Genomic DNA, 11,522 nt, shown 5'->3' with positions numbered 1-11,522 from the left:
GGAGTTCAACCATGCCAGCCACGACCCCCCGGAGCCAGCCCGATGCCTGCAGCCTGCTCGATGCGGATCACCGAAAGGTCAAGAAGATGTTCAAGGACTACGATGAACTTATCAAGTCCAAAGCCGCCAGTGCGTCACAGAAGAAGCGCGATCTCGCCGACGAGATCTGCATGGAGTTGACGGTGCATGCGCAGATCGAAGAGGAAATCTTCTACCCTGCCCTGCGCGACGCCATCAAGGACACGGATCTTCTGGACGAGGCCGAGGTCGAGCATGCCACTGCCAAGGATCTGATCGCCCAGATCAGGGATGCAACCGATATCGACGACAAGTTCGATGCGAAGGTGATCGTGTTGGGCGAATACATCGATCACCACGTCAAGGAAGAGCGCGGCGAGATGTTCCCCAAGGCGCGTGCAGCGAAAAGCCTGGATCTGCGGGCCATGCGCGAGCAACTCCAGATGCGCAAGGAGGAACTGATGGCAGAGATGGCGGACGCGACAGTCTGAGCCGAAGGCGCTACGGATGCGTGGCCGGCGAGCTCGCGGATGAGCGGATCTGTCCGGCATCCGCATCCATCTGCAGCACGGCCTCATGCAGCAGGCCGCGCAGCCAGACCAGCCCCGGATCCTGGGAGCGGTACTTGTGCCATTGCACCGACTGTTCGATCCTGGCCAACGGCAAGGGCGGCGGCAGCAGGGTCAGTGGCAGGGACTTCTGCACCACTCGGGCGAGTCGCGCATGCACGGTGGCGATGCGGTCGGTTCCCACGACAAGATGCGGGACGGGTGCGAAGCCGAAGGCCGTAACTTCGATGCGCTGCGCAGTACCGTAGCGTTGCAGGAACCAGTCTTCGAGCGTGGACTTGTCCATGCCCTGCGGTTGCATCGCGACATGGCCGGCGGTCACGTACTGCTCGAGCGTCAATTTGTTGGCACGCCCGAAGCTGCTGCCACTCCACACCACGCAGAGGAACTCTTCTTCGAACAGGATCTCGACGGGATGGTCGGGCGAGCAGTAGCTGCGCGGGAGCACCAGCAGATCCGCCTCGCCGCGCTCCAAATCGCGTTGGGGCGAATCGACTACCGGCAGCATTTCGAAGCGCACGTTGCGCGCTTGCTGGCGCGCCAGCACGAGCAGGTGCGGCATGAGCACCACCATCGTGTAGTCGGAGAGGAGCAGGCGGAATGTTCGATCCGAACGAACAGGGTCGAACTTCGGCTGCGCGAGGATTGCGCTGTCCACACGCACCAGCACGTCGCGCACGGCCTCCTTCAAGGTTTCGGCCCGGGGCGTGCACTCCATCTTGCGTCCGACCTGTACCAGCAAATCGTCGTCAAGGCAGGCCCGCAGCCGTGCCAGGGCATTGCTCATCGCGGACTGGCTCAGGTGCAACCGCTCGGCCGCCCGGCTGATGCTGCGTTCGGCCAGCAGCGCATCCAGAGCCACCAGCAGATTCAGGTCAAGCTTGTTGAACCGCACGGATAGCCTCGCTTATCGAACCTCAACTCGACCCGCAAGGTATTCGCGGCATCGATGCAGCGTATGGATGTAAACCATTTTACCAGTCGACCCGTCCCCAATAAGCTCTGTCAAACCCTCGCATCCCCCTCACAGGAACACCACGAATGACAGCGCGCTCGAGTCGGATACTCCGTTCACCGCCCGAAATCCGCGCCGACTTCGGCGACCGCCGGTAACCCCGAAGCGATAGCGAGGGCGCCTTGTCGATCGAGTTGGCATTCGAGGCCGTGGGCAGCGGTTCACCTGTGGTGATCCTGCACGGCCTTTTCGGCGCCGGACGCAACTGGCTCCGGATCGCCCAGGCGCTGGGCGCCACGCACCGGGTCTACATGCCGGATGCGCGCAACCACGGCGCGTCGCCTCGGGGGCAGACCATGTCGTACAGCGAGATGGCGCTCGATGTGCTGGCACTTATCAAGCGCGAGCAACTGGATCGGCCGCTGGTGATCGGCCATAGCATGGGCGGCAAGACCGCGATGAGCCTCGCCCTCGAACACCCGCAGGCAATCTCCGGCGTGGCGGTGATAGACATCGCGCCCGAGCCTTACGGCGACCAGTTCTCGCCGTACATGACGACCATGCGCGGTCTAGGCCGGAACAAGCCGGTCGACTTTGCGATGCGGCATCTTTGGGGTCACGACGAGCGTTTCGACTGGCGGCTCAACCTGCTGGCGGTGGCCATGTGCATGCGGGATCTGTGCGGATTCCAGCAGGGGCTGATGCATCGACGCTATGAAGGGCCGGCACTCTTCCTCGCCGGGACGGACTCCGACTACGTGCGACCCGAATCCCATCCGGGCATCGCGCGCATGTTTCCGCGCGCGCAGCTCGAACGTATCGCCGATGCCGGCCATTGGGTGCATGCCGACCAGCCGGACGCGCTGTTGCGGGCATTGCGCAGCTGGTTGCGCGCAGCGGTACCGCAAGAAGCGCTGGCGACGCGCTGACCCGGCGGCTCCAGAGACCACAAGCAAGCAGGAGACCGTCATGTCCAACATCCACAGCGACCTCGATCAGCCCTCGCCGCACGTGGCGCACGCCTACCTGGAGCATGCGCTTGCTTCGATCGAATCCATCCTCGATGGCCGCAGCGCCGGCGCCCCAACCAAGCCTCGCTTCGACCCCGCAGATCTCGGAATCGTTTGGCCCGCTTCGCAGGATTCACCCGGGCGCCCGTTCGCGAAAGACCATCCCGCCGCCCGCGAGCACGCCGCCGTCCATTTGCTCATCACCGCTTCGAGCCTCCTGCTGAACACGGCCCGGCAGTTGATGGCCGAACCGCTGCACCACCTGCCGCCGAAGGAGCGGGGGCAGCGGATGAATGCGCTGGTCGACGAAACCAAGACGGCCGGCCGCGCGGCCTATCGCGCAGCGCTGTTGCTGACAGGGCAGGAGTAGCCGCGGAGCCCAGCCCGGCGCGCGCGCTGCGCGAACCATGAAAAAAGCCCGGCGCCTTGCGGCACCGGGCTTTTCGCTGCGGGCAACTTGTTGCTCAGCGTGTCGGCTTGAATGCGCGCGGCTTGGAGTCGCGCGGCACGAACACCTTGCCGCCGCCGGCATTGCCGCGCGGAGCACCGCCGCCGAAGCCTTCGTTGCGGCCACCGCGCGGTGCGGCGTTGTCGCCCCAACCCGGCTTGCGACCGAAGTTGCCTTCTTCGCGGTCACGGCCGCCACCAAAACCGGCGTTGTTGCCAGCGAAGCCGCGCGGCGCGGGGGCGCCACCGGCCGGACGCGCGCCACGGTCGTTGAAACCGCTGGCGCCGGCATAGCCGCCGCTCGGGCCGGCGCGATGGCCGCCACCGGCACCGCCGCCGAACTTGCGGTCGCGCGACTGGAACTCGCGCGGCTCGCGGTCGCGGCCACCGCCAAAATTGCCTTGCGGGCGCGATTGCGGCATGCGCTGTTGCGGTTCGAGGCCCGGAATGGTCTCGGCCTTGAAGTTCTGGTGGCTGTAATGCTCGATGTCCATGATCTTGCGGCGATCGCGGAACTCGGCAAAGGTGATGGCCAGGCCATCGCGACCAGCACGGCCGGTGCGGCCGATGCGGTGGGTGTAGTCCTCGGCCTTCATCGGCAGGCCGAAGTTGAACACGTGCGTGATGGTCGGGACGTCGATGCCGCGCGCGGCCACGTCGGTTGCCACGAGAATCTGCACGTCGCCCTGGCGCAATGCCATCAGGCGACGATTGCGCAGCCCCTGGCTCAGCGCGCCGTGCAACGCGACGGCACTGAAGCCATCTTGCTGCAGGTCGTTGGCGAGGCCGTCGCATTCGACTTGCGTGCTGGCGAACACGATCGCCTGGTTGATCGTGGTGTCACGCAGCCAGTGATCCAGCATCTTGCGCTTGTGCTGCGTGTTGTCAGCCCAGAACAGCGACTGCTTGATGTTGGCGTGCTTTTCCTGCGGCGAATCGATTTGCACCTTTTGCGGCTGGCGCATCACGCGCGAAGCAAGCTGCTGGATGCGCGGCGCGAACGTGGCGCTGAACATCATGGTCTGCTTGCGTTCGATGGTCAGCTGGTTGACCTCGGCCAGGTCGTCCGAGAAGCCCAGGTCGAGCATGCGGTCGGCTTCGTCAACAACCAGGAATTGAACCTGGTCGAGCTTGATCTGCATCGAGCGCTGCAGGTCGAGCAGACGGCCCGGCGTGGCCACCACGAGGTTGGCGTTCTGCAGCTTGGCGATCTGCAACTGGTACGGCATGCCGCCCACCACGCTGGCGACCCGCAGGCCGCGGCAATGGCGCACCAGGTCGATTGCGTCGTGTGCGACCTGCTGCGCGAGTTCGCGCGTCGGGCACAGGATCAAAGCGCCGGGCGTGGCGGCCTTGAAATTGCGCGTGTTGGTCGGATCCTTGCGCTTGGCCTTCTTCGGCAGCGTTTCGCCGCGGGCGGCGGCTTCGGCCGACAGGCGCGCGAACTCGGCCTTGGCGGCTGCTTCGGCTTCGGCTTCCTGCTTGAGCAGGGTGTGCAGCACGGGCAGCAGGAAGGCTGCGGTCTTGCCGCTGCCGGTCTGGCTTGACACCATCAGGTCGATGTAGCGGGAAGTGCCATCGTCATTGCTGGTCATGGCCAGCGGAATGACCTTGTCCTGCACGGTGGTCGGCTGGTCGAAGCCGAGGTCGGCCACGGCGGCGATCAGTTCCGGCGCGAGGCCAAGACGGATGAAGCCGTTGGGCGCCTTGGGCACGTCGGCCGGTGCGGCAGCGACGTCCAGGGTGTCCAGCAAGGTGATGTCGGAGTTCGATTCCGCGATTGCCACGAATTCGTCGGAAGAAGATTGCACAGGCGCGAACTCGCCCTGCGCTTCAAAAGCGTCGGTCATTGAGATATCTCATACGCGGGCGCTGCCGTAGGCGGCGCCCCGTCGGGTGGTTAAAAACATCAACCATCCAACGACATTCAGTCTTCGCTTTCGCGAGGCTGCGGCCCTTTTTGATCGTGAAGATCGGGCGCTTGTGCAAGACGGGGAGATGCAAGAAAAACGCTGCTCTGCGCAGCGAAGCCACTGATTATGGCATGAATTCGGGTTTTACCTAATCAATCGAGCTTGAGGAACGTTTCGCGGTAGTGCGCGAGTTCTTCGATCGATTCATGCACGTCGGCCAGCGCGGTGTGCGCCTGCTGCTTCTTGAACGCGCTGTATGCCGCCGGCTTCCAGCGCTTCGCCAGTTCTTTCAGCGTGCTCACGTCGAGGTTGCGATAGTGGAAGTAGGCCTCGAGCTTGGGCATGTACTTGACCAGGAAGCGCCTGTCCTGCCCGATGGTGTTGCCGCACATCGGCGAGCCGGTCTTCGGGATGTAGCGCGCGATGAACTCGAGCAGTTGCTGCTCGGCCGCCGCCTCGTCGAGCGTCGAGGCCTTGACCTTGTCGATCAGGCCGCTGCGGCCGTGCGTGCCCTTGTTCCACGAATCCATGGCGTCGAGCACCGCATCGTCCTGGTGGATCACGAGCACCGGACCGTCGATGCGCGGCGTGAGGTCGGGACCGGTCACGACCACTGCGATCTCGAGCAGACGCTCTTTCTCGGGGTCGAGCCCGCTCATTTCGCAGTCGAGCCAGATCAGGTTCTGGTCGCTTTTCTTCAGGGTCGGGGGGGTCTGTACGGTCGATTCGGGCATCGGGGCATTGTCGTCGATGGCCCAGCCGCGCCCCGCATGAAGACTAAACTCGGCGGCCCATGAATGCCTCCCTCATCTTCACTTGCGCCTTTGCGGCCGCCCTGGTCGTCGGCCTGTTGCTGAAGTTCTGGCTCGCGTCGCGCCAGGTGCGCCACGTGGCCCGGCATCGCGGCACGGTGCCGGCGCGGTTCGCATCGATCATCACGCTCGAGTCGCATCAGAAGGCAGCCGACTACACGATCGCCAAGGCACGCTTCGGTTTGATCGAACTCGCGGGAGGCTCGGCCGTGCTGCTGGCCTGGACGCTGCTCGGCGGACTCGATCTGCTCAACAAGGTGCTGTTGGCCTGGATCGGCGGCGGCATGGTGCAGCAACTGGCGCTGCTCGCCGCCTTTGCGGTGGTCGGCGGCCTGCTCGACCTGCCCTTTTCGCTCTGGCAGACCTTCGTGCTGGAACAGCGCTTCGGCTTCAACAAACTCACCTGGCGCCTGTGGCTTACCGACGCCGTCAAGGGTTGCTTGCTCGGCGCGCTGATCGGCCTGCCGATCGCCGCGCTGATCCTGTGGCTGATGGGGGCCGCCGGCTCGCTCTGGTGGCTCTGGGCCTGGGGCACCTGGATGGGCTTCAATCTGCTGCTGATGCTGGTGTACCCGAGCTTCATCGCCCCGCTGTTCAACAAGTTCCAACCCCTCGACGACCCGACACTGAAGGCGCGCGTCACCGCATTGATGAAGCGCTGCGGCTTCGCGGCCAAGGGCCTGTTCGTGATGGACGGCAGCAAGCGCAGCGCGCATGCCAACGCCTACTTCACCGGCTTCGGTGCCAGCAAGCGCGTGGTGTTCTACGACACGCTGCTGCGCCAGCTCAGCGCCGGCGAAGTCGAGGCGGTGCTGGCGCACGAGCTCGGGCACTTCAAGCACCGCCACATCCTCAAGCGCATGGTCACGCTGTTTGCGCTGAGCCTGGCCGGCTTCGCGCTGCTCGGCTGGGTGTCCGACCGCTCATGGTTCTACACCGGGCTCGGCGTACAGCCGAACATGGGTGCCGCCAACAATGCGCTGGTGCTGCTGCTCTTCATGCTGGCGGTGCCGGTGTTCGGTTTCTTCGTCGCACCTCTGTCGGCGCGCCTGTCGCGCAAGCACGAGTTCGAAGCTGATGCCTACGCCGTCGCCCAGACCAGCGGCGCCGACCTGTCGGCTGCCCTGCTGAAGCTCTACAGCGACAACGCCTCGACGCTCACGCCCGACCCGGTGTTCGTGAAGTTCTACTACTCGCACCCGCCTGCGTCGGAGCGCCTGGCGCGCATGGCCGCGGCCTGAAACCCGCACGGAGTTCACTCATGACCAGCAGCAGCATGTTCAAACCCAAGGTCTGGAAAGGCCAGCCGCGCCGCGCGCTGAGCGCCACCGAAATCGTCGCCAGCCTGGCGCGCCTCGACGGCTGGAAGCTCGCCGGCGACGGCGCCGACGTCGCGATCGAGAAGACCTACACCTTTGCGAACTACTTCGAGACCATCGCGTTCGTGAACGCGCTGGCGATGATTGCGCACACGCAGGATCATCACCCCGACCTGTCGGTGCACTACAACCGCTGCGTGGTGCGCTTCAACACGCACGATGTCGGCGGCATCTCGTCGACCGACTTCGACTGCGCCACGCAGGCCGACGCGCTGCTCGCCGCCTGATGGAACACCCGGGTGGCTAAGCAACGCAGCGCGCCAAACAGCACGGGCGCCCTGCACACCGGCATCGTCATCGCCAGCCACGGCCGGCATTGCGTGGTGGAAACGCCCGATGGCCAGCACGTGATCTGCCACCCGCGCGGCAAGAAGAGCCAGGCCGTCGTCGGCGACCGGGTGCGCTGGCAGGCCAGCGAGGACGAAGGCACGATCGAGAAGGTCGATGCGCGCCGCAACCTGTTTTACCGGCAGGACGAGATCCGCACCAAGTCGTTTGCGGCCAACCTCGACCATGTCCTGATCCTTGTTGCCGCCGAGCCCGAGTTCTCCGAGCACCAACTGACGCGCGCACTGATCGCGGCCGAAGCCGAGCGCATCGCGCCGATCATCGCGCTCAACAAGAGCGACCTGGTGGCGCCGTTCGAGCGGGCCTGGGCCAAGCTGGCGCCCTACCGCCGCATGCACTACGGCGTGCTGCCGCTCTCGCTCACGGCTTCGGGCGAAGTCGACCGCGTCGCACTGCTCAAGCTGCTGACCGGCAAGACCACACTGGTGCTCGGCCCCTCGGGCGCCGGCAAGAGCACGCTGATCAACCTGCTGGTGCCGGGAGCGCTGGCGCTCACCGGCGAGATCTCGAAGGCGCTGGCCTCCGGCAAGCACACCACGACCAGCACCAGCTGGTACTGGGTCGACAAGGCCAGCCAGACCGCGCTGATCGACTCGCCCGGCTTCCAGGAATTCGGCCTGCACCACATCGAGCCGATGCAGCTCGCGGGCCTCATGCCCGACATCGCCGAACACGCGTCGAACTGCAAGTTCTACAACTGCACCCACCTGCACGAGCCGGGCTGCGGCGTGATTCCGCAGGTCGAGTCGGCCTCCAGCGACCGTCCCATCAGCGCAGCGCGCTACAAGATCTATGGCGAACTGTTCGCCGAACTGAGCCAGACACCGCGCTACTGAGCGCTCAGCGCATTGCCTCGCGGATGGCGGTCTCGTAGCGGTCGAGCACGGTATTCGGGTGGAACATTTCGAGGTGCTCGTCGCGCTTGGCCAGCAAGCTCTTGCGCCGCGCTTCGTCCGCCAGCAGTTCGCGCATCGCCTGCGCGAGCGCCGCCGGGTCTTCGGGCGGCACGAGGAGGCCGCACGGACCGACCGATTCCGGCAAGCCGCCCTGCCGGCTCGCGATCACGACGCAGCCACTGGCAATCAGCTCGATCGGCACCAGCGGCAGCGCCTCGGGCGGCTCGGGCCGCGATGGCACCACGGCGACCTGGTGTTCGCGCATGACCTCGCCCAGGCGGTTGCCGCGCAACACGCCGAGCCAGGCGATCTGATCCTGCAGTCCGAGCTCGGCAATCCGTGCCTCGATCGTGCCCTTTTCCGGGCCGTCACCGGCGATCGACAGGCGCGGCCGCAGGCCGTCCTTGCGCAGCAGGTGCAGCGCCTCGATCAGCACGTCCAATCCCTTGGCCCGCACGATGCGTCCGACAAACAGCAGTTCGTTCTCGCGAACGCCCGTATTCGCTGCGTGCGGCAGATGAAACGACTGGATGTCGTACGGATTGAGCATGAGTCCGGAGTCCTCCAGCGTGACGCTGCGCAGGTACTGCGACACCGAGTACACACGGGCACCACGGAGGCTCGCGATCTTGAGCCGGTCGCGCCAGGTTCGCTGGCCCGCAGGCCGCGTGATGGGCGTGTGGTTCACGACGACCCAAGGCCTCCTCACGACACCGAGCACCAGCGGCCAGGCCAGACCGACGCTCACATTCGACTGGACGACGACGTCGCACCAGCGAAGGGTGTTGAGCAGGCTGGACGCAGAGGGGCGACGCAAGACAACACCGTCTTCCGCACCGCCACCGGTTGCAGCGGGCGTGTGGGTGACGACCCGCACCTCGTGGCCCCGGCCTCGCAAGCCATCGACCAGCAGCTGGCTCACCGACTCGATCCCTCCCAGGCTGGGCGCATAGGCATAGGACAGCAGTGCAATCCGGAGGGGCTTGGATTCGACGGTGTTGGTAGGCATGGATTCGTTCCGGAAATGGCTTCAGGCCGGGCCGAGGATATCGGCCAGCGCATCGATCAGCGCGCTGCACTGTGCCCGCGTGCCGATGCTGATGCGCAGGTACTGCGCGATGCGCGGGGCGTGAAAGTGGCGCACCAGCACCGCGCGCTCGCGCAGCGCCATGGCGAGTTCTGCGGCATCGCGCTGCGGATGCCGAGCAAACACGAAGTTCGCCTGCGAGGGCAGCACTTCGAAACCCAGGTCTTCCAGTTCCAGCGTCAGGCCTTCGCGGGTGTCAATCACCGCCTTGCAGGTCTGCTCGAACCAGGCTTCGTCGCGCAGCGCCGCCACGGCCCCGGCCACGGCCGGCCGGCCGAGCGGGTAGGAATTGAAGGTGTTCTTCCCGCGCGTCATCGCCTCGATCAGGTGCGCCTGGCCGCAGGCGAAGCCCACGCGCAGGCCGGCCAGTGCGCGCGACTTGGAGAGCGTCTGCACCACCAGCAGGTTCGGGTACTGCTGGATCAGAGGCAATGCGCTCGCACCGCCGAAATCGACATACGCCTCGTCGACCAACACAACCCGCTGCGGGCACGCCTGCAGCAGTTTCACGATTTCGCCAAGCGGCAGGCCGATGCCGGTCGGTGCATTGGGGTTGGCCAGCACGACGCCGCCGCAGCCGCGCGAAGCCCGCGCCGCGAGCGCATCGACATCGATGCGCAGCGCGTCGTCCACCGGCTGCAGCTCGCAGGCAATCTCGTAGCGCTGCGCATAGACACGATAGAAGCTGTAGGTCACGTCGGGGCACAGCAGCGGCTCGCTCTGGCGGAAGAAGGCGAAGAACGCATGGGCCAGCACCTCGTCGGAGCCGTTGCCGGCAAACACCTGGTCTGCGCCCAGACCATGCCGCTGCGCCACCGCTTCGCGCAACGCGAGCGACTCCGGATCGGGATAGCGCTCCAGCCCGCTGGCCGCCGCCTGCTGCACCGCATCCACCGCGTGCGGCGAAGGTGGATATGGGTTCTCGTTGGTGTTGAGCTTGACCAGGTTGGCGATGCGCGGCCGCTCGCCCGGCACATAGGGCTCGAGCGCCGCGAGACGCGGGCTGTAGAAGCTCGATACCGACGATGAAGCCATCTATCTGTTCAGCCGAGCAGGCGTGCGAGCGTGAGCAGCGCCAGCAGCACCATCCACATCACGACCGAGCGCCAGACCAGCCCGACCACGCTGCGCAAGTGTGCGGGCTCGGGTTCGCGGCCCGGCGTGCTGCCGCTCTCGGGTTCGCGCAGGCTGGCCAACGACTCGCCGGCCTGGGCACGGGAAAGCGGGTCGGCCACGGGTGTCGGACGCAGCGTGCCGCCGCCGAGCCGCACGTTCACCGCGCCCGAGGTGGCCGCCAGGATCACGCCGTCGTTGCCGTCGGGAAAGCGCCGCGCATCGTTGCGCCAGCAGTCGATCGCCTCCTCGAAGCTGCCAACCACAGCAAAGCCCAGCGCCGTGATGCGGGCCGGCAGCCAGTCGATGGCGCTCCAGGCGCGGGCGCCCGCCTGCTGCACCCAGATGCTGGAAGGCTGCACGGCAGCGCCGTCCTTGTACGCCCAGTAGCGCGAGACGAACTCGCTCATCCGGTAGAACACCGCGCCGGCCGGGCCCAGGCCAAGCGCCGCAAGGATCGAGAACCAGGCCAGCACGCCGAACACGTGGCGGTGCGCCGCGATCACCGAATGCTCGATCACATGGCGCACGATTTCGCTGCGTGGCAGGTCGGCCGCATCGACGCGCTGCCAATGCGCGAGCAGCGAGCGCGCGAGCGGCTCGTCGCCTTCGTCGAGCGCATCGCGAATGCCCGTGAAGTGGTGGCTGAACTGGCGAAAGCCTAGCGTGGTGTAGAGCACCGCGATGCTCCAGACGACGGCAAACGGAAGGCCGAGGGTGAGCACCAGCAACCAGTGCACGCCGAGCGCCAGCACGGTCGGCACGCCGACGGCGAGCGTCCACGCAACCCAGCCGTGATGCGGCTTGCCGGCATCGAAGTTGCGGCTGACCCAGCGCGTCCATCCGATCGCGGCGCCGTACACCGGGTTGTGGTGCGCAAGCGGCCTCACCTGCTCGATCAGCAAAGCGCACAGGATGGCGAAGAAGCTCATGCTTCGATGATAGCGACTGCCTCCCGGGCCCCCGGCCGTGCGC

Annotated in this window: 12 protein-coding genes; 6 read left to right on the top strand and 6 right to left on the bottom strand. The window is 66.0% G+C overall.

Translation table 11 applies throughout. The annotated features are described in order from the left end of the window. Window positions 1-11 precede the first annotated feature (11 nt). Window positions 12-509 carry a hemerythrin domain-containing protein gene (locus ACSFA8_RS03170; RefSeq protein ID WP_435478061.1) on the top strand — a complete coding sequence of 166 codons (498 nt, stop codon included), beginning with the start codon at window positions 12-14 and terminating at the stop codon, window positions 507-509. A 10-nt stretch (window positions 510-519) separates the two neighbouring features. On the opposite strand, the gene ACSFA8_RS03165 is transcribed toward ACSFA8_RS03170, so the two are convergent. Then, window positions 520-1,482: a LysR family transcriptional regulator gene (locus ACSFA8_RS03165; RefSeq protein WP_435478060.1), complete on the bottom strand. Its 963-nt coding sequence runs from the start codon at window positions 1,480-1,482 to the stop codon at window positions 520-522. Window positions 1,483-1,724: 242 nt separating this feature from the next. Here ACSFA8_RS03165 and ACSFA8_RS03160 point away from each other — a divergent pair, with 242 nt between their 5' ends. Together ACSFA8_RS03160 and ACSFA8_RS03155 are read left to right on the top strand one after the other, a co-directional pair. Further along, window positions 1,725-2,471: an alpha/beta fold hydrolase gene (locus ACSFA8_RS03160; RefSeq protein WP_435478059.1), complete on the top strand. Its 747-nt coding sequence runs from the start codon at window positions 1,725-1,727 to the stop codon at window positions 2,469-2,471. A gap of 40 nt (window positions 2,472-2,511) precedes the next feature. Beyond that, a complete protein-coding gene (locus ACSFA8_RS03155; RefSeq protein ID WP_435478058.1) occupies window positions 2,512-2,922 on the top strand; it encodes a hypothetical protein in 411 nt (136 codons plus the stop codon). 94 nt (window positions 2,923-3,016) lie between these two features. On the opposite strand, the gene ACSFA8_RS03150 is transcribed toward ACSFA8_RS03155, so the two are convergent. Further along, the gene (locus tag ACSFA8_RS03150) at window positions 3,017-4,849 is read right to left on the bottom strand and encodes a DEAD/DEAH box helicase (protein WP_435478057.1); all 1,833 of its coding nucleotides are present in this window, start codon (window positions 4,847-4,849) and stop codon (window positions 3,017-3,019) included. A 215-nt stretch (window positions 4,850-5,064) separates the two neighbouring features. Continuing rightward, complete coding sequence (gene orn / locus ACSFA8_RS03145; RefSeq protein ID WP_435478056.1) at window positions 5,065-5,646, bottom strand: oligoribonuclease; 582 nt, start codon at window positions 5,644-5,646, stop codon at window positions 5,065-5,067. A gap of 59 nt (window positions 5,647-5,705) precedes the next feature. Between orn and ACSFA8_RS03140 the strand changes: the two genes are divergently transcribed. Genes ACSFA8_RS03140 through rsgA form a run of 3 tightly spaced genes read left to right on the top strand, consistent with a single transcriptional unit; the run spans window position 5,706 to window position 8,287 of the window. Then, a complete protein-coding gene (locus ACSFA8_RS03140; protein WP_435478055.1) occupies window positions 5,706-6,965 on the top strand; it encodes a M48 family metallopeptidase in 1,260 nt (419 codons plus the stop codon). A 20-nt stretch (window positions 6,966-6,985) separates the two neighbouring features. Beyond that, entirely contained in the window at window positions 6,986-7,330 is a 345-nt protein-coding gene (locus tag ACSFA8_RS03135; RefSeq protein WP_435478054.1) for a 4a-hydroxytetrahydrobiopterin dehydratase, read from the top strand. 12 nt (window positions 7,331-7,342) lie between these two features. After that, window positions 7,343-8,287 carry a ribosome small subunit-dependent GTPase A gene (gene rsgA / locus ACSFA8_RS03130; protein ID WP_435478053.1) on the top strand — a complete coding sequence of 315 codons (945 nt, stop codon included), beginning with the start codon at window positions 7,343-7,345 and terminating at the stop codon, window positions 8,285-8,287. Between the two features lie 4 nt (window positions 8,288-8,291). Here the strand turns inward: rsgA and ACSFA8_RS03125 are convergent, their stop codons facing one another. Genes ACSFA8_RS03125 through ACSFA8_RS03115 form a run of 3 tightly spaced genes read right to left on the bottom strand, consistent with a single transcriptional unit; the run spans window position 8,292 to window position 11,479 of the window. Next, complete coding sequence (locus ACSFA8_RS03125) at window positions 8,292-9,356, bottom strand: glycosyltransferase family 4 protein (protein WP_435478052.1); 1,065 nt, start codon at window positions 9,354-9,356, stop codon at window positions 8,292-8,294. Window positions 9,357-9,377: 21 nt separating this feature from the next. Beyond that, window positions 9,378-10,469 carry a histidinol-phosphate transaminase gene (gene hisC, locus ACSFA8_RS03120; RefSeq protein ID WP_435478051.1) on the bottom strand — a complete coding sequence of 364 codons (1,092 nt, stop codon included), beginning with the start codon at window positions 10,467-10,469 and terminating at the stop codon, window positions 9,378-9,380. An 8-nt stretch (window positions 10,470-10,477) separates the two neighbouring features. Then, window positions 10,478-11,479, bottom strand: coding sequence for a CobD/CbiB family protein (locus tag ACSFA8_RS03115; RefSeq protein WP_435478050.1), 1,002 nt, complete (start codon window positions 11,477-11,479; stop codon window positions 10,478-10,480). Window positions 11,480-11,522: the final 43 nt, after the last annotated feature.

Origin of the sequence: Variovorax nitratireducens, from assembly GCF_051216545.1 — a bacterium.
Classification (GTDB): Bacteria; Pseudomonadota; Gammaproteobacteria; order Burkholderiales; family Burkholderiaceae_C; genus Variovorax.
The sequence above is the reverse complement of the archived record's forward strand: the minus strand, read 5'-3'. Positions and strand labels throughout refer to the sequence as shown.